Below are 17,439 nucleotides of genomic sequence, written 5' to 3' on the forward strand. Positions count from 1 at the left end.
TAGTCAATGAGCTGCCTGAATGTGAATGAAATAGTGCCAAAATTCAACTAGTATTTGTAACTTCAGGCAATCTTCCATGCTGCTTCCGATGAAATTATTTGATGAGTCGATTTTATTTTTTTGATCAACTCGCGATTCAGAGCATGTCCCGACTGATTCGCACAGAAATAACCATACAAGTCACAACCAATCAAAGCAAAATCACCCAGACAATCTAATATTTTGTGGCGAACACATTCATCTAATGTTCTTAATTCATTATCAACGACACCCTGTTCTCCCAGTACCAGCAAATCTCCCGCTGAAAGGCGTAATCCATACCCCAGACTTCGCATCGTTTCGACTTCGTCTTCCAACACAAAAGTCCGCGAGAATGCCAACTGTTTCATCCAGGTTTCCGGATTGATTTCCAGAGTCAGGCACTGGGGAGGGATGGGCGAATCTTCGCCATAATTCAAATAGTAACCAATGGCCAACACTGAACGATTTAACGGCTTCGCCTGGATAAAACTTCCTGTATCATCTTCAACCGAGACAGGTTGCCCGATGCAAATTAAATCTCGTTTAAAAGGTTGTTCGACTATACCTGCTTCCAGGAGTTCAATTGAAAGTTCCTGTGAAGAACCGTCAAAGCAGGGTGCCTCGGGAGCATTAATTTCAATACGGCAGTTATCAATACGTAATCCCGCCAATGCAGCCATGACATGTTCGATCATCTCGACCGATGCCCCTTGATATTCAATTGCCGTTCGCCTCTGTTTGAATACTGCATTTTGGATCAATGCCGGAATTGGCTTTGAATCCACCAGGTCGGTTCGAATAAATTGAATACCATGATTTTCCGGGGCCGGACAAAAACGAATTTTTACATCAGCATTGGTAAAAATTCCGACGCCACTACATTCTATTGATCTGGCTAGCGTTCTCTGATTCCGAGTCTGCATTGCCTACTCCTTCGATGGCGCAAATGAACCTGTCGCCAAGAAAAAATCGCAAAAAGGATGCAGGCAGGACTGACTCCTGCGCTACATCCAATGGGAGTGGTCAGATACGAATCGCTTAGCGATTTGTACTTGTCTTTGGTCGACTTGTTGAACGAGTCGGTGTCCCTGAACCTGATGATTTGGGCTTGTAACTTCGGTTGAGGTAGTCCAAAACAGAGAGCGTAATATCATCATCTGCACGATGAAAAACAACCTGACGATTCATGCCTTGAATCAATTTCTTTGGATCATCAGTATCGAGATTTTCCCGATTAAACCGCATGATCAAAGTATAATTATAGATTTTGGCGTACTTCTTGACTGTGTCTGTCACTTCCATATAAATGGTGTGATAGATACGAGATTCTTTACGCAGGAAGTCACGTTGAGCAACTTTGCGAAACGCTTCAAAGTCAGAAGCAGCCTGTGCCAATTGCTTCTCGCGTGCTAAGTATTCAGGGCTTCCTTGTTTGAAATCTTGCATTTCTTTTTGCACAGCCTGAATTTGCTCGGCCATGGCTTTTGCTTTGGCATCACTTTGCTGAATCTCTGTTTTTAATTCTTCACGTAATGCGGTAAATTTTTCATAATGCTTGAACACATGAGCCATATCAATCAGGCCAACTTTGTGCTCGACTGTTTTTGAATTGCCTGTATTGCCTTGTGCAGACGCTGTTTCAGTGAAACAGGCTAAACAAGCGATAATGGCAATCACCGAAACTGATACTAATAACTTTTTCACGACCGAAGCACTCCTTTGCAGAATGGACCACTCTCCGTAGTGGTAATCAAACGAACTAAAATATTTTCTTGATTGGATGACGATCTTGAACTCAGCCTTTGGATATCAATTTCGTTATCAATCTCTGGGAAATGGTGTATTAATCTTGTAAGGTACAGCCGTTGTCCTGTCATAGAACCAAGCTAACCATACGTAGGAGGACGATAATTTTGCATAGTTTGGATTTTACGTCAATACGAAAAAGTCTGCTTTCTCATTCATTTTGTACAACACCATTTATAATCTTACATAAAAATTGATTTGAGTGAGTTTCCGGCATATTCTGCTGATGATAAAAGGGGTTTTTTACGATCTATCCATTTTTTGGTCTTGCCATACTATCAAAATTGCGTTATCAATCGCTCCTCTTTCAATATCTCAAACTCTACCTATCTCACACTTGAATCCATTTCCAAACGTGATTCAAAAGCAATTCGATTTACTCAATCACTCTCAACCACATCATTAAAATTTTTCAAATGGGCTGTTTAAAAGTCAGCACGGAGGCTTATTCCATGTGTCCGTTAGACCGCTGGATCCTGACACCTTTATTAATAACAGGGGTATTATTATGCCTCGCTGACGAAACGTATGCGAAAAAACGCAAATTTCCTTACGAAGCAACAATTAACGCCGATGAAGCATTGGTAAGAAGTGGCAATGGTCGCCGTTATTACCCAACACTAAAACTCAAAAGAGGGAGCCGCGTTACCGTCCACAGGCATGACCCAGGTGGCTGGTTCATGATCACACCCCCTCAGGGGAGTTTCAGTTGGATTCGAGCTGAATATGTTGAAAAAATTGGCCCCCGCCGAGGTCGCGTCACTGAAAACGGGGTTGTTGTGCGTGTAGGAAGTGCTTTTAATGAATCGCGCGATGTGGAACAGATTCGTCTCTCAAAAAATGATGAAGTCACAATTCTGGGTAGCAAAAATATTCAAACAGAATTTGGCCGAGTGTTGATGCTTCAGATCAATCCACCTGTTGGCGAATGGCGATGGATGGAAGGTCACTTGTTGGTTCCTGCAAACCAATATCAACCCAGTAAAGGTGCTCCTGGCCCTGTAGATTCACCAATCGCAGGTACCCAGAATGACCCTTTTAGTCAAAATGTCACTCAGAATGGCTCATCTTCTCCTAAACAGGAGATGATTAAAACTCCTACAGATGGCTCAGCACGACGCAGTCTACCTAAAGAAGATCAGATTGCCGCTGCCAAACAAGCGATTAAAACCATTGACATTCAGTTTCGCGCTATGATTGAGGCAGAACCAACTGCCTGGGATCTGGATGCGCTGGAAAAAGACTACAAGACATTACAACAAGAAATCACACATCCTGCCGTCGCCAGTAAAATTGATTTACGACTGGATGCAGTCGAACGCTATCGTAAAGTGCAGGCTGAATATGAAGATTTTCTCAAGCTTGCTGAAGAAACCAGCAAACGTGATGCAGAACTGGTTTCAATGGCTCCCGATCAAAATAAGACCAGCCGTTATCCTGATCCCAATACTGCTTCAGGTTCGGATTCTTTGATTCCTCCCACTCCTGAGCCAGCGAGTGAGCCAACCTTATCCGGCACACCACTTCCGCAGCCCAGCGCACCAGCACCTGTACCTCCACAACAAAATACAACTCCGCCCTCACCAAAACCACCCGTTCAAAAACCCCGGTTTTCAGGGGCTGGTATCGTAAGACGTGTCAACAACGGTCGAAATGGAATGCCCACACATGCCCTGGTAACCCCAAGTGGACAGTTCCTCGCATATTTACAACCGATTTCCCCCCAGATCAATCTGGACGCCGTCCAGGGGCGTCCGATGGGAGTCACTGGCAAACGCTGGTTCCGCTCGGATTTGCGGGGTGACTTCATTCTTGTAGAATCGATGACACAAGTGCGACTGCAGGCAGCTCCTGTTATCAGACCCGGACGATAATCGAAAATCACGGTTCCCTCAGTTAACACAAAAAGCACCTTGTTCAATAATGAACAAGGTGCTTTTTAAACTTCATCAGAACAAAAGAGAATCAGACCATTTCTTCAGTGCTGGCGGCTTTCGCCACATCCTCTTCGCTGACATCTTGAGCTCCCTTAGGATCGTCCTTAAACAGAATCATAAAGACGACCATAATTACAAAGGCTGCGACTGTCGGATAGATCCAGAAATCTTTCCAAGTCTCTAGTTTTGCTGCCCCTTCGCCTGTGACAATTGCATTGATTAAATTACCACTGATTAGTGCGCCGACAAGCATACCCACCCCTTGTGTCGCCAATACTAAAAATCCTTGTGCTTGTGCACGAATATCGGGGCCTGCTTTCTGATCAACATATATTTGCCCTGTGACAAAGAAAAAGTCGTAACAAATTCCGTGTAGCAGAATCCCGGCTATAATCATCCAGGCAACACCGTCAGAAGCACCTGCAGCAAACAAAGCATATCGAACAACCCAGGCGAACATGCCAAATAACAGCATCCGTTTCACACCGAGAGATTTGAAAAAGAGTGGCATCAGGACCATGAATAGAACTTCGGACATCTGACCAAAAGACATTTTGAATGCAGGATTTGCGATCCCCGCATCAGCAACGAAAACAGGTGCATAGGCATAATATGCAGCCAACGGGATACAGATTAATAATGAACTCACTATAAATACTAGAAACGAACGATCCTTCAGAAGCGCCAGTGAGTCTAACCCTAAAATGTCGCGAACTGTGATCTTTTTTCCCTTAGCGGCTGGCGGTGTATGAGGTAATGTCAAGCTGTAAATTCCCATAATAACGCCAGCCCCGCCTGCAACAAGCAATGGAGTCGCTGTCTTATCTGCTCCCAGGACTTTACTGACAATAATGTTCGCTACAATCCATCCTAATGTTCCAAAAACACGCACCAAAGGAAACCAGACTTCCTGATTCTTCAAATGAGAAAACGCGATGGAATTTGTTAGCCCCAAAGTTGGCATATAGCATAACATGTGTAACAAAAGTAGAAGAATGAAAGTGCCGCTTCCCGCCCCGTTCTCTCCAACAACATTAGGGGCATAGTAAAGTGCAGCCCCGCCTAAAATCATCAGTACTGCAAGGACCCTTTCTGATGCAAAAAAACGATCTGCAATCATACCTAATATGAATGGGGAAATAATCGCGGCAATCGGACCAACGGTATATGCCCAGTAAATTGCGTTTCCCATCCCGTTGGCATCCATATAGTTTCCAACGGTTACGTACCATGCTCCCCAGACAAAGAACTCAAGGAACATCATAATTGAAAGTCGAATACCAATGGCTAAAGGTGATTGCTGTGATGACATACTGGGCTAACCCTTCTCCTGATTCTGTTGCTAAATTCTAAGGTTACTGGATCATTGATCGATACGATCATGTCCAGAAACCCCAATTCAGGCAAGGATAAAGGGATTCACTCCCAGTAATTTCTTTTGAATGGTCTGCCATTGCCATTGTCTGTTTGCCGGTTTTCTCAGGTTACTACGCTGCCATTGCCCGATCTCCTAACTCTAATCAGGTCTTCAGAAGAGACTGGAGCATGTAATTCAAGCATCTTAACTCATTAGACACCTTATAAATCAAATATGACATAAACAATTACTATTAAACACCTTGCAACACCAAACTCTCAAAAAACAAAAGCATCTCAATTTTCTTATTTTATCTATATTTACATTTCTAAAATAATCGATAGAATCAGTTTAATCCGAATAATCGATACAATCGGAACAGGCGGAACTCACTCTCACCTTACGCTCAAACTAAAATTGTCACCGCTTTCTGAGAGATCTTAATCATGCATCTATTAAACAAATTCTGGAATGAAGAACTCGGTTTGGTCGTATCAGCCGAGTTAGTCATGTTAGGCACCGTTGGAGTCCTTGGAGCCACCGTTGGCTTAAGTACCGCCTCAACAGCCATTAATGATGAACTGCTGGAGTTCAGCCATGCGATCCGCAGTCTGGATCAAAGTTATCATGTAGAAGGCCATCAAAGCTGCCGTGCCTGGACAGCATCTTCTTCTTACCGGCAGCAAGATGTTGAAATTTCTCGTGCGGACTTGTGTGGCCAAATTGAAAGCATGCAGAACACAGAAAAATCTTCTGAGAAACAGTCCACAATCAAAAAACGCAAGGCCCCTCCTAAAGCGAAAGAGTTGCGAAAGAAGTTGGAACAAAAAAAGAAGAACGAAAATAAGAAGAAGGCAAAACAGAAAAAAAAGAGTCAGAACGCTTAATTGCCATTAAGTCGTAATTCATCTAAAACAATCAGCCCTCTATTAGTGAGCTACTAAAAGAGGGCTGATTGTTTTAGATGAGTCTATTTATTTCGATTCCACTCATCAACCTGTTGTAAAACTTGAATGACAGCTTTCAAAGGATCGAGCGCTTCTGCTTCAAAGCGCCTGGAAATCCTTGGGTTCTGAGGCGGAGAATAAGAACAACTAAATAAGAATTCATTAGGGCGCCCCCCTGGCTCAAGTCGATAATCTCTGATCCCCAATTCATTCAACTTTTCAACGGCAGCACCCCATGTGACAGGGTCTCGTCGCAACATTTTCTCTGCTCGTAAGCGAAACTGTTCATCAACTGGTTTGACGGTAGCCGGGCGTGAGGGAGCTGTTTTTTCGAATGGATTCACTTCATTTTCGACCTGTCGGATTTCTTGATTAAAGGTTCCCGCCTGTTCGAAGGACGCCTGTTGAATCGGTTTGTTTTCTAATTTCTGTTCGGACATTTGGCTCGAGTTTGCTGAAGAGAGTTCGATCCCTTTCTGATCTACTTCAAGCTTGGAGGGAACTGTCTCCAACTCCCAACCTTCAAGCGCGCCAGCAGGTGGCAACCATTCCTCTTCGTTAAAGGAACCTTTTTGAGTCGATGCCATTTTTTCGAAGGGACTTTTCGTTTCTCCCCTGTTTTGATTCGGCCCCGACCGTTGAGAAAAATCACCTTCGCTTCCCAAATCAATTTCATCTGCTGAAGCATCAAATGAAATGTCTTCGAATTGAGAGCCCGAAAACTCTTCGCTGTTGGCTTGCTCATTTTCATTGAAAGGTGACTTTTTAACGGGAGCGATTTCCGGAATGCCAAATATGGCCAACATCGGAACTGCAACCAAAGGTATCAGCATTAGGATGGTAGAAAAAAAGTCATTCGATTTGGAGCGCATTTGCGTTTCTCCTCCATGTTCGCAACACGCTATCGGAAATTATCCGACTTGAACAATGGGAACACTCCTTGTTCTCAATGTTGGGGTTACCAGAAACCATATTGGTTAACCACAGTTTTACTCGATCAGTGATTTTGTTTCTTGATGCATTGGAATCAGCAAATCACAGATCATTTTCCTGAGAAATCCATACTGAAGCTAATTATAATTCAATACGTTCAAACTCAAGGGGGCGGATCATACAGAAACAACAGAGAACGGACAATTGGAGTTTTGAAGAATCTATTGATTTCGGCAAATCTCAACGATTTCCTTGTATATTCTTTGAAGCGAACCATGTTAGAATAGGAAAAATACAATCTATAAAAAGAATAAAAAGTTCATAATCTAGGAGTGAGAAGAGATAATCTAAAGATTCTGTCTTGACAATTTACAAAAAAATAAAGAGAACATGTAATCAAAATTTATTACGGTTTACCAATTAGTTCGATTAGTAGTCTACAAGGTCGAGCCAAAACACGGATGGTATCTATTCTCGACACTAAGTTACAAGACCGTAATACCTCACAAAAAGAGGGCTTCGTTTCAGAAGTTCTTGTTTAGCAAAGTGGTCTATTTTCTTACTAGTTTTGCGGCAGTTTATCCGACAACAGTGCTCCGTTGGAAATGAGCCCAAAGCAAGTGGATTTCGACAAAGGGAGTCACGAAATTCAATGGTAAAACAACACACTTACCAATCAAACTTCGTTCTGGTCCGCCAGACTAAAAAAGTGGCTATCATGGCAGGGCTTATGGTCCTTTCAGCGATCACTACTCTGACTCAAACCAATTTGCTTTCGGCAGCAGATGCAGAGCATCCACTTGATCCTGCAATCAGGCTCGCAATGAAGAGCTATGATACAACCGCTCAAGTGAAAGACTTCGAAGGCACCTTCATCAAACGGGAAAAAGTAGGACGCCGCATGCAACCTACTCAGACAATGAACATTAAATTCCGTGAGAAGCCTTTAAGTGTCTATCTACACTTTCAGAAACCACATACAGGAAGAGAAGTTATTTATTTCCAAGGTAGAAATGGAAATCAGATCCTCGCTCATGAAACAGGGATCAAAGGACTTGTAGGAACGATTTCTCTTCAACCCAATAGCCCTCAAGCAATGGATGAAAGCCGTTACCCCATCACAACGATCGGCATCCGAAAAATGTTGTTTCAAATTCTGAAGCAATGGAAAGAAGAACGACAAGTCAATGCAGGGGTGAACGTGAAATATTTCCCTGATGCAAAGCTTGGTAACATGCAATGTAAAGTCCTGGAAACAAGTTACCCACAACAAAAACCAGGACTGCGCTTTCAAATGACTCGTTTATACATCGATAAAGCAACCAATCTACCAGTTCGCGTCGAACAATATGACTGGCCAACTAGAAGAAACGGTAAGCCTGAATTGGTAGAAGAGTACACGTACACGAACATCCGCACGAACGCAGGACTGAGCGATGCTGACTTTGACCCCAAAAATCCCGCTTACAACTTCTAAGCAAAAGCTCATAAATTAACATATCTCACAAATCAAACCCCGAAGGCTGAACTTCAGTCTCCGGGGTTTTTTATTGATTTTGAATCGGGCTTCTTCGTTTACTCACTTCTTACCACAACTGGAATCCACGCTTACAAGTTGCAAGTGGTTCTCTCACATTGATATAATCAGATACAATTATATGTATTTATCTGATAGATCTTCGACCACATAATTAATTGTCGCCCAGCATCCCGATTTCAATCGGTTGATCAGATAAAATCAACATCCCACTTTGATCCTCAAATTATTCAATGAACCACAAAGGAGTCCAACATGAGTAAAGCGCCTAAAGATACCTCATCACGCCGCGAGTTTTTGAAAAATTCGAGTCGACTCGCTGCCGGGGCTTCTGTTTTGGCTGGCACTGCAATTCCACACGTCTATGCCGCTGACCAAAATACAATTAAAATCGCGTTAGTGGGATGCGGAGGGCGCGGGACAGGTGCCGCAGCCAATGCACTTTCAACTACCAGCGGCCCTATCAAATTGGTCGCAATGGCAGACGTCTTTGACAACCGCTTGAACACAAGTTATCAAAGCCTCAAAAAGGCGTTTGGGGACAAAGTCGACGTTCCTGACGACCAGAAATTTATCGGCTTTGATGGATATGAAAAGGCAATCAGCTGTCTTGGACCAGGCGATGTTGTCTTGCTGGTTACACCTCCCGCATTTCGATGGGTTCACTTCGGTTATGCCATCGAAAAAGGGATTAACGTTTTCATGGAAAAACCTCTGACCGTTGATGGTCCCAGTACACGCAAGATGCTCGAACTGGCTAAGAAATCAGAAGAAAAAAATCTCAAAGTCGGCGTTGGTCTGATGTGCCGTCACTGTAAAGCCCGTCAGGAACTTTACGACCGCATCAAGCAGGGACAGATTGGAGATATTCTGGAACTTAGAGCCTATCGAATGGCAGGTCCAACGGGATCTGCAGCCACCGGTCCTAAACCCGAAAAAATGAGCGAACTACTCTATCAAATTAAAAATTTCCATGGCTTTCTCTGGGCCAGTGGTGGAGGATTCAGTGACTTCCTCATCCATAACATCGATGAAAGTTGCTGGATGAAAGATGCCTGGCCTGTTCAAGCCGATGGCTCAGGTGGCCGACACTATCGTGGGGATAATGTCGATCAGAATTTCGACAGTTACAGTGTTGAATACACTTTCGCTGACGGAACCAAAATGTTTCTGAGAGGTCGGACCATGCCTGGCTGTCGTCAAAAATTTGCCAGCTTTGCCCATGGAACCAAAGGTTTGGCAGTGATTTCCACATCCGCTCATCATCCAGCCAAAGCACGCATCTATAAAGGCTATAATGAAGCGAAAGAGAATCTGGCATGGGCATATCCTCAACCAGAGCCAAACCCATATCAATTGGAATGGGATGACTTGATCAACGCAATTCGTCAAGACAAGCGTTATAACGAAGTCAAACGTGGTGCGGAAGCCAGTCTAGTCACTTCAATGGGAAGAATGGCCGCTCATACAGGGCAGGTCGTGACCTATGATGAAATGCTTAACTGTAAACAAGAATTTGCACCTGATGTCGATAAATTAACATTGGACTCCCCTGCTCCGGTACTGGCACGAGCCGATGGCTCTTATCCTGTACCACTGCCTGGTATCTTGAAACGTCGCGAATATTAAAATTCATTGACAATTCTTAAGTTGCAACCAAACACTTCTATTGCCTGGCGAGTTTCGAATAAACTTCGGAGTTCTCGCCAGGCAAACGGAAGTAATCGTTGAACAGTCCCCTTACTGATTCACATTTACATTTCCTTTCTATTGCATTCAAGCACTCTTGACAAATGTAAGTCTTTCAAATCAGCCTATTATCTACTGAGATTTTTTATAGATTGACATGACCGTGTCTCCCTCCAAAATGCGCAATCTGCGTCGCGCGCGTGAGTAAATGATTCTTGCTCATGAATACTTCTACCTCTGATGATATTCTCACTATTAAACTGACTGTTTATTGCTGTTAAGAATGTGAAACTTCAGCATCAGTTTTCGATGATCACGTTCTTATCGGCTGATTTCGAACAGTATCGAATGTGAATCAAGTGCCATCATCAGATATCACTACAGTTTCAATCACATATCACATGAATCACATCGCTATACCCACACAAGTCAATTTCAAAGATCTTCAAAGTCACGAGAAAAGCTTTCAGATCAAATAAAAATCAGAGTGATGGAATTCTCATCAATCATTTTCAGTTGAACCATGAGGGACCGATAGTGAGAGCTCCTTCAAACAACTAGCATGCGTCTGTAAACGTTCAATCTATTATCACCCTGATATCTGACGCTGAATACTGATCCTGATCAGCTACATAAGCACGATATAGAGCGCACTGAAAACATGATCCCAGAGAACAGAGAGATCAACTTCTTCTGCTACTCTCCCTTTTTCATTTCTCAGTGTGAAAAATCGTCGCAAAAAGAAAAATTGACAAAATCGCGAGAATTCGACAATCAATGATTGCCTTTTTAGTAATCGAGCTGTAAATTCTTATCTATGTGGGTTTCCTGCCCAATTGATCTTTGAAAACTAGTTGATTGTGGGTTATTCGCCCAGTACAATATCAAACTCTTTCACAATCATTGAAAGACGGTAGACAAACACCCTTTTTTGAAGGCTGGCAATGAGCGGTGAAGCATTTATTACGGGGGAAGTGAAGCGAACGGTTGATGACCGATTTCGTATTTCGCTGCCTGTAGAAATGGCTCAAGCCATCGCCGACGAATCTGGGGAAACAATGCTAACCAAAGAACGAGCTGGCTGCCTAAGCCTCTGGAAGGCATCAGACTGGCAAACCAGACAACAGCAGGGCGTTGATCTGATCAAGCAAAAGATTCAGGCACATCGCTTAGAAAACCGCTGGGACGAGGTACAACGCCTGGGGCGTTTACTCTCTACCAGAAATCGAACCATTCAATTGGCCAATCGATCTCGCTGTACAATTCCCGAAGGATTTCGAGAGTTTCTGGGAGTCCAACCAAACCAAGATGTCATGATTATCGGTGCCGTCATTTGTGTCGAAATCTGGAATCCTCAAGCATGGCAGAGTCTACTCGAACAAGACATGCCTGAATTCGGAACACTCTTCAAAGAACTATCCGGCTAACCCACCAATCTGATCGCAATACACATTGTTCTTCAGCGTCTTTGACTACAGGAGAAGGAGGCGACTCATTCAGAATCCCCATCTCATCCGAATACCCTAAAGGCTTAAATTCCATGGAAGGCTTTTTTGGCACGGATGCCGCTTTCTTCTCTTAAGTCAAATACGTTTTCCCCATTCTCAATCTCAGGCAATTTTGAGAATGGGGATTTTTTTGCGCAGTTGAACTAGTCAAATGAAGGTATTTCTTGAGCCAAAAGTTTAGCGAACTTTCTTCCAGTCACTGAAAGCGGATACGCTTCTAACTCACTGACAGTAACCCATCGATAGAGTGCTTGCTCCTCACTCTGCAAACGAGAAGAAGAAACCTGGCTCGCATCAGCAGACTCAACGATTGCAACAAAACAAAGCAGACGAATTTTATAGCGAGTCACATTATGTCGAATCTCGGCAACAAACTGATGAAGCGATGCCTTGACCCCGGCATGCTCTCGCAAATATTCCTCCAAGCGAGGAACGACGTCCACTGATAATCCCGTTGGAAAATCATCTTTACCCGACCGTTCGTTGTTGTGTTCTGCAAATAACATCTTCTGACCATTTGATTTTCGCTTTTTCAGAGCAGGATGAGCAAGTCCGTTCATGTTCTCCAACGTAAAACGGGGAAAGTCCCATAACCCTGCCCAACGTTCTCCCGACATTCGTTGTCGAATCATCACTTTGTGCCCTTCAAACACGGCAATACTGACATCAGTAAGGGGAGTGATTTCCGGTCGCACCTTGGGAATCGGAATCTTATGCTGCCTGTCTTTGAGAAATGCTTCACACGCCGAGCTGACGGGACATTGATTGCATGCTGGATTTTGAGGCGTACAAACCAGACTCCCCAAGTCCATTAATGCCTGGTTAAAAATCCCAGGTGACTTACGTGGTAAAATGAGTTCTGCAAAGTCCCATAGTTGATTTTGCCCTGATTTGGATCTCGGATCTTCCTCAAGTCCAATCAATCGAGAGTAGAGCCGCAATGTATTGGCTTCTACAATCGGAGCCGATTGGTCATAGGCAAAAGAACAAATGGCTCCCGCAGTATAACGTCCTATTCCAGGCAGTTTTTGGAGCGATTTGAGACTCGTAGGAAATTTGCCTTGATACTCTTGCACGATGATCTTAGCAGACTTATGAATATTGCGCGCGCGGCTGTAGTATCCAAGACCTTCCCAATACTGTAGCACTTCGCTTTCCTCGGCATTCGCCAATGTCTGCAGATCTGGAAAACGGGTCATGAATTTTTCAAAATAAGGAATCACGGCTGCAACAACCGTTTGCTGCAGCATGATTTCACTGATCCAGACGGCGTATGGATCGTTAACCCCTCGCCAGGGCAGATCACGCTGATGAGTGTTGTACCAGGACAACAGTTGTCGGCGAAATCTCTGCCGACGCTTCGGATCAAATATAGAACTCAGCTCAGACATTAGACTCAAATTAAATCAAAAATGAATCATGATTGATGAAAACAGATGGCTATCGCGAACATCACTGAGGTGACGCATAGCGATGTGTTGGAACAGGTCTACCCGGACGAAAACTTTGAGTCTGACGGAACTCTAAATTTGCGTTTAATGTTTTTGCACAATGCTGCAAAACGTGCGTCACCTGCTCTGTTAACGCTTCCGGATCACAGGCAACGCGTGCATTCACAATCAGATCCAGTTCGTTTACTGTGCAGTCTGACGGTAAAGATAATTTTGGTGCGCTGTCATTGCTAATCAGATTAACAACACCATAAAATCCTTCCCATAAACCGATCACCTTAAGGTGCGCTGTCTCGACTCCCTTTTCCTTAAATGAAATTTGCAACTGAGAAATGACGTCCAGCAATAACTGATCGAGAGAAAACACATTTTCAGATGTGACGCGCACGCTACTATTCAACCAGCCAAGTTCAGCTTCACCCTCTGCATAAATGTCATAATCAATGTCAAGGATCTTACTCCCAAAATCACCATCCTGTTCTAAGAACTCAACCAGTGCTTCAAACCCTTCTCCTGTGAGGGCTGATGTTCTTAAGACAGGAGTCCCGGGAAAGTGTTCATCAACCAAAGCAGTAAGTTCATCAACATCTTCAGCTGCAAGCTCATCAATACGATTCACCAAAATCACGTCTGCTTCTTCCAGTTGTTTTTTCAGTATGTAAGCAGCTTTCGGGGAAAAGCCGGATCCTTTTTCATTTTTCAAAATCTTTTTACCATGACTGGGCTTCATGAGAACGGCATAGGGATGGATGGAAAACTCCGCATCAAACAAGCGTTTAATAGGCTGAATCACAGTTGCTACAAGATCAGTACAGCTGCCAACCGGTTCTGCCAGAATCACATCGGGCTTCGATTTTGATCCCAACTCTTCGATCGTCTCCATCAAAGCATCAAAATGACAGCAGAAGCAGGCCCCTGCGACTTCACCCACATGTAGACCTTGTGACCTCAAGGTATTCGTATCGACTAAATCAGAAGCTTGATCGTTGGTAACGACTCCTACATTCAACCCCTGATCGGAATAATACTTTGCCAATCGCCCTAAGGTTGTCGTTTTTCCAGCCCCTAAAAAACCACCCACCATTATGAATTTGATTTGATGTGTCATATTTGACTCACTCACTAATGAAATTGATTTTGAATTACTAGAATTTATACGCTCTAAACTCACCGGTTGTAGTCTGCAATCGCACGATATACATAGTTTAGTTAAACATTCTTCAGTACAATACTATGAGGATCACGAATTCCGACTTCCGATCTAAAATCCAAAACCAGCAACAAATGCTTATGAACAGTTCATCACAAGAAAAACCTGCTATTTTAGGTGGAACACCATTGTTCCCCCAAGGTCCTCCAGAGTGGCCTCTACCAAATCGCGAAGTCAATCAAATTTTACAAGAGGCACAAAAATCGGGTGTGTGGGGCAAGTATCATGGCCCTTATTCAGAACAATTACAGCGAGAACTTGCCGCACTTCATCAGACTGAAGAAGTGGTTCTTTGCTCGAGTGGAACTGTTGCCATCGAACTTGCACTGCGTGGGCTTGGAATCGGAACAGGTGATGAAGTCATTCTCGCAGCCTATGACTTTGAAGGAAATTTCAAAAATATTTTGACAGTAGGCGCCACGCCGATGCTTGTTGATGTCAATCGCAGGAATAGTAACCTGGATATCAGCCTGCTAGAGCAAGCCGTGAGCAGCTCTACAAAATGCATTCTGGTATCTCATCTTCATGGAGGCCTGGTCCCGATGCAAGCTGTGAAGAAGCTCGCAAAAAAATGGGGAATCCCTGTCATTGAAGATGCCTGCCAATTACCTGGTGCCAACATTGAAGGACGAATTGCCGGAAGCTGGGGAGACATCGGAGTACTTAGCTTTGGTGGTAGTAAATTATTAACAGCAGGCCGCGGTGGTGCACTATTTACGTCTTCACCCCAAATTGCACAACGAGTCAGACTTTACTCATACCGTGGAAACGAGGCTTACCCATTGACAGAATTACAGGCAGGAATATTACTACCACAAATGAAATCGCTTCAGGAAGATAATCTAAAACGACATAAAAATGTGTTACATCTGCAGCAAAAACTGGAAGAAACATCGGGACTGGTCAGCTTTCAAAACGACGAAAGTACAAATCAAACTACCTCCTGCCCTGGCTACTACAAATTGGGTTTCCAATATCAACCGGAGCAGTTCGCAGGTATGTCGAGAGCTCAATTTTGCCAATCGATGCAGGCCGAAGGAATCGCCCTACACCCCGGATTCAGGGCATTACACACGATTCATAGCCAAAAACGATTTAAAAAGTTTAATGAGTTACCAAGTGCCTCAGCATGCGATCGCAATCTCGTACTTTTGCATCATCCTATTTTATTGACGGATGAAAAAAATATGGAAATCATCGTAAGAGCAACGTCGAGAATTCAAAACCACGCAGATGAGATTGTTCGAAGCGAAACACTTCAAGATGAACACAAAAAAAGCAACGACTATTCAATTGAATAATCGTTGCTTTTACTTAAACTGACCCCAAGGGGATTTGAACCCCTGTTTTCGGGATGAAAACCCGATGTCCTGGGCCTAACTAGACGATGGGGCCGGTGAGATTAGTAATCTAAGGTTTCCATCGGATAAGTCAAGCGGATCGCATTAACAGAATCCACGTTCTCTGAAAAAACTTTTGAATACTTTACCCAAACTCGCTTGATGTTCAGAAATCAATGAAATAAAAAAAGCCACCCTCAGGCGGCTTTGGTAGTATTCAAAGATGCACAAAGCAAAGTTATTGCACGACTTCAGAAGTCCCATTCTCTTTGGTAGAAACTTGATTCTGCTCGTTTTGAATTGCATCATAGACTTCACTTCGATGAATGGGAACATCGCGAGGGGCTTCAATTCCCAAGCGGACTTTGTCACCGCGTATCTCAACAATCGTAATGATGATATTCTCATCAATTACGATTTTCTCATTTTTCTTGCGCGATAAAACTAACATGCCATTTTCTCTCTGAGGATGCATAATGCACCCCACGTAAATCTAAATGCAGTGTTCGCTGGTAGGTAAAACACTACTGCAATCAATGAGTATTATTACTGATTGATCACATACGGCTAGATTTTACATGCCCACATTTATACCGTCAAGAGGCTAGCGCAGCACAACAAGGCATACACGCCCTCTTCCAGGATAGGGAGAAGTAGCATATTTTGATTTTAGGTTTAAAACTAAAAACGTAAAGTAATGATTTAAAGGCACTTACATAAAGCATCTTGCAGTAAAGACCTAATGATACCATTCTTCACAAAAAACACTTAAATTTCGAATAAAATTTGAAATTAAGTGTTTTGTGCTATCAAGACCCCTACAAAATCAAGAGCCAGAATGATTTTCTGGCAAGTGAGTAAGCGATATTTTCGATCTTTGATGCGATATCATTATAAACAAAAGAAGGTAAGATGCAGTTTCCGCTGAGGAGAACTGCATCTACACCACTTTGTTTACTGAGCAAGATAAAAGGCTGACAGAAAGGTGATTAGACCATTTCTTTCAGTGCTTTGAGAGGCCGTACTTTGACGACATTCCGTGCAGGCTTTGCAGCAACCTGCATCATTTCGCCAGGCTTGAATGGATTAGGGCGTGTTGTCGCCTTGGTTGCTGGCTTTCGCTGAACTTGGATTTTCAGAAGACCTGGCATATTGAAGACACCCGGACCACGTTTCCCAATATTCTTGGAAATCAAATCACTTAAGCTATCGAGAACACTTGTTACTTCTTTCTTGGTGAGTCCAGAACTTTCAGCTAGTGCATTGAGGATCTCTGTTTTGGTAAGTGGCTTATCTTTAGTAGCCTTTGCTGCCATTGTGAACTCCTGATACTGGAATTTGAAAATGAAAGAAGTGGGGGGCCACCTCGTCATAGTGAGTTGTAATAATGTTTTCAGCCTGAGAAATCACTAAAACTCTCTCATGGCCAAGCGTAAGTAAAGTGATCTTAATTCTAAAAGTCAATGTGTTTGTCCCTATTTTTTAGGACTTTTTGCTATTTCCACCGAAATTATTTTTTTTGCCGTGTCATTTAATTATTCCTCTGGGATAATAAAACTCTGGCTTTTATTGATGGAATATTCAAAATTCGACTGTTGATGAATCCCATTTTTTATAGGCATGCTCTTCCAACAGAGTGAAAATGAACGAAATATTTTTCAGCGAAAGTGAAAGATAAAAACAAAAAGCCCGACGGAACCGGG

14 protein-coding genes and 1 tRNA gene are annotated in these 17,439 nt (G+C 43.2%); 6 read left to right on the forward strand and 9 right to left on the reverse strand.

Features of this window, described 5'->3' with window-relative positions; translation table 11 throughout:
* Window positions 1–62: 62 nt before the first annotated feature.
* Window positions 63–944: a UDP-3-O-acyl-N-acetylglucosamine deacetylase gene (gene lpxC / locus V202x_RS08760; RefSeq protein ID WP_145173136.1), complete on the reverse strand. Its 882-nt coding sequence runs from the start codon at window positions 942–944 to the stop codon at window positions 63–65.
* Window positions 945–1,059: 115 nt separating this feature from the next.
* Window positions 1,060–1,725, reverse strand: a complete 666-nt coding sequence (locus tag V202x_RS08765) for an OmpH family outer membrane protein (protein WP_232098917.1) — start codon at window positions 1,723–1,725, stop codon at window positions 1,060–1,062.
* A 554-nt stretch (window positions 1,726–2,279) separates the two neighbouring features.
* Between V202x_RS08765 and V202x_RS08770 the strand changes: the two genes are divergently transcribed.
* Window positions 2,280–3,701, forward strand: a complete 1,422-nt coding sequence (locus tag V202x_RS08770) for a hypothetical protein (protein WP_145173142.1) — start codon at window positions 2,280–2,282, stop codon at window positions 3,699–3,701.
* 91 nt (window positions 3,702–3,792) lie between these two features.
* On the opposite strand, the gene V202x_RS08775 is transcribed toward V202x_RS08770, so the two are convergent.
* Window positions 3,793–5,076 (reverse strand): nucleoside permease, encoded by a 1,284-nt coding sequence (locus V202x_RS08775; protein WP_145173145.1) that lies wholly within the window; start codon window positions 5,074–5,076, stop codon window positions 3,793–3,795.
* Between the two features lie 491 nt (window positions 5,077–5,567).
* Here V202x_RS08775 and V202x_RS08780 point away from each other — a divergent pair, with 491 nt between their 5' ends.
* A complete protein-coding gene (locus V202x_RS08780) occupies window positions 5,568–6,008 on the forward strand; it encodes a hypothetical protein (protein WP_145173148.1) in 441 nt (146 codons plus the stop codon).
* Between the two features lie 83 nt (window positions 6,009–6,091).
* On the opposite strand, the gene V202x_RS08785 is transcribed toward V202x_RS08780, so the two are convergent.
* Window positions 6,092–6,940: a hypothetical protein gene (locus V202x_RS08785; RefSeq protein WP_145173151.1), complete on the reverse strand. Its 849-nt coding sequence runs from the start codon at window positions 6,938–6,940 to the stop codon at window positions 6,092–6,094.
* Window positions 6,941–7,653: 713 nt separating this feature from the next.
* Here V202x_RS08785 and V202x_RS08790 point away from each other — a divergent pair.
* The 3 genes from V202x_RS08790 to V202x_RS08800 all read left to right on the forward strand — a co-directional run bounded on the left by V202x_RS08790 (window position 7,654) and on the right by V202x_RS08800 (window position 11,654).
* Entirely contained in the window at window positions 7,654–8,478 is an 825-nt protein-coding gene (locus V202x_RS08790; RefSeq protein ID WP_145173154.1) for a DUF1571 domain-containing protein, read from the forward strand.
* 315 nt (window positions 8,479–8,793) lie between these two features.
* Complete coding sequence (locus tag V202x_RS08795) at window positions 8,794–10,167, forward strand: Gfo/Idh/MocA family protein (RefSeq protein ID WP_145173157.1); 1,374 nt, start codon at window positions 8,794–8,796, stop codon at window positions 10,165–10,167.
* A 1,004-nt stretch (window positions 10,168–11,171) separates the two neighbouring features.
* Complete coding sequence (locus V202x_RS08800; protein WP_145173160.1) at window positions 11,172–11,654, forward strand: division/cell wall cluster transcriptional repressor MraZ; 483 nt, start codon at window positions 11,172–11,174, stop codon at window positions 11,652–11,654.
* Window positions 11,655–11,878: 224 nt separating this feature from the next.
* Here V202x_RS08800 and mutY read toward each other — a convergent pair whose 3' ends face one another.
* Both mutY and V202x_RS08810 read right to left on the reverse strand, forming a co-directional pair.
* Complete coding sequence (gene mutY / locus V202x_RS08805) at window positions 11,879–13,126, reverse strand: A/G-specific adenine glycosylase (RefSeq protein ID WP_145173163.1); 1,248 nt, start codon at window positions 13,124–13,126, stop codon at window positions 11,879–11,881.
* A 61-nt stretch (window positions 13,127–13,187) separates the two neighbouring features.
* On the reverse strand, window positions 13,188–14,294 hold the full coding sequence (locus tag V202x_RS08810) for a GTP-binding protein (protein WP_145173166.1): 1,107 nt from the start codon (window positions 14,292–14,294) through the stop codon (window positions 13,188–13,190).
* 182 nt (window positions 14,295–14,476) lie between these two features.
* Here V202x_RS08810 and V202x_RS08815 point away from each other — a divergent pair, with 182 nt between their 5' ends.
* Window positions 14,477–15,697: a DegT/DnrJ/EryC1/StrS family aminotransferase gene (locus V202x_RS08815; RefSeq protein ID WP_197993301.1), complete on the forward strand. Its 1,221-nt coding sequence runs from the start codon at window positions 14,477–14,479 to the stop codon at window positions 15,695–15,697.
* 19 nt (window positions 15,698–15,716) lie between these two features.
* On the opposite strand, the gene V202x_RS08820 is transcribed toward V202x_RS08815, so the two are convergent.
* The 3 genes from V202x_RS08820 to V202x_RS08830 form a co-directional block, all read right to left on the reverse strand.
* A tRNA-Glu gene (locus V202x_RS08820) sits at window positions 15,717–15,791 on the reverse strand.
* A 183-nt stretch (window positions 15,792–15,974) separates the two neighbouring features.
* Complete coding sequence (gene csrA / locus V202x_RS08825; protein WP_145173170.1) at window positions 15,975–16,187, reverse strand: carbon storage regulator CsrA; 213 nt, start codon at window positions 16,185–16,187, stop codon at window positions 15,975–15,977.
* 538 nt (window positions 16,188–16,725) lie between these two features.
* Window positions 16,726–17,052: an HU family DNA-binding protein gene (locus tag V202x_RS08830; protein WP_232098918.1), complete on the reverse strand. Its 327-nt coding sequence runs from the start codon at window positions 17,050–17,052 to the stop codon at window positions 16,726–16,728.
* Window positions 17,053–17,439 lie beyond the last annotated feature (387 nt).

Source organism: Gimesia aquarii (assembly GCF_007748175.1).
Lineage (GTDB): Bacteria > Planctomycetota > Planctomycetia > Planctomycetales > Planctomycetaceae > Gimesia > Gimesia aquarii_A.

Excerpts from the sequence above, each read along its gene's own strand:
- lpxC (WP_145173136.1), bottom strand. The coding sequence starts at position 944 with ATGCAGACTCGGAATCAGAGAACGCTAGCCAGATCAATAGAATGTAGT.
- V202x_RS08770 (WP_145173142.1), top strand. The coding sequence starts at position 2,280 with ATGTGTCCGTTAGACCGCTGGATCCTGACACCTTTATTAATAACAGGG.
- V202x_RS08775 (WP_145173145.1), bottom strand. The coding sequence starts at position 5,076 with ATGTCATCACAGCAATCACCTTTAGCCATTGGTATTCGACTTTCAATT.
- V202x_RS08780 (WP_145173148.1), top strand. The coding sequence starts at position 5,568 with ATGCATCTATTAAACAAATTCTGGAATGAAGAACTCGGTTTGGTCGTA.
- V202x_RS08785 (WP_145173151.1), bottom strand. The coding sequence starts at position 6,940 with ATGCGCTCCAAATCGAATGACTTTTTTTCTACCATCCTAATGCTGATA.
- V202x_RS08790 (WP_145173154.1), top strand. The coding sequence starts at position 7,654 with ATGGTAAAACAACACACTTACCAATCAAACTTCGTTCTGGTCCGCCAG.
- V202x_RS08795 (WP_145173157.1), top strand. The coding sequence starts at position 8,794 with ATGAGTAAAGCGCCTAAAGATACCTCATCACGCCGCGAGTTTTTGAAA.
- V202x_RS08800 (WP_145173160.1), top strand. The coding sequence starts at position 11,172 with ATGAGCGGTGAAGCATTTATTACGGGGGAAGTGAAGCGAACGGTTGAT.
- mutY (WP_145173163.1), bottom strand. The coding sequence starts at position 13,126 with ATGTCTGAGCTGAGTTCTATATTTGATCCGAAGCGTCGGCAGAGATTT.
- V202x_RS08810 (WP_145173166.1), bottom strand. The coding sequence starts at position 14,294 with ATGACACATCAAATCAAATTCATAATGGTGGGTGGTTTTTTAGGGGCT.
- V202x_RS08815 (WP_197993301.1), top strand. The coding sequence starts at position 14,477 with ATGAACAGTTCATCACAAGAAAAACCTGCTATTTTAGGTGGAACACCA.
- csrA (WP_145173170.1), bottom strand. The coding sequence starts at position 16,187 with ATGTTAGTTTTATCGCGCAAGAAAAATGAGAAAATCGTAATTGATGAG.
- V202x_RS08830 (WP_232098918.1), bottom strand. The coding sequence starts at position 17,052 with ATGGCAGCAAAGGCTACTAAAGATAAGCCACTTACCAAAACAGAGATC.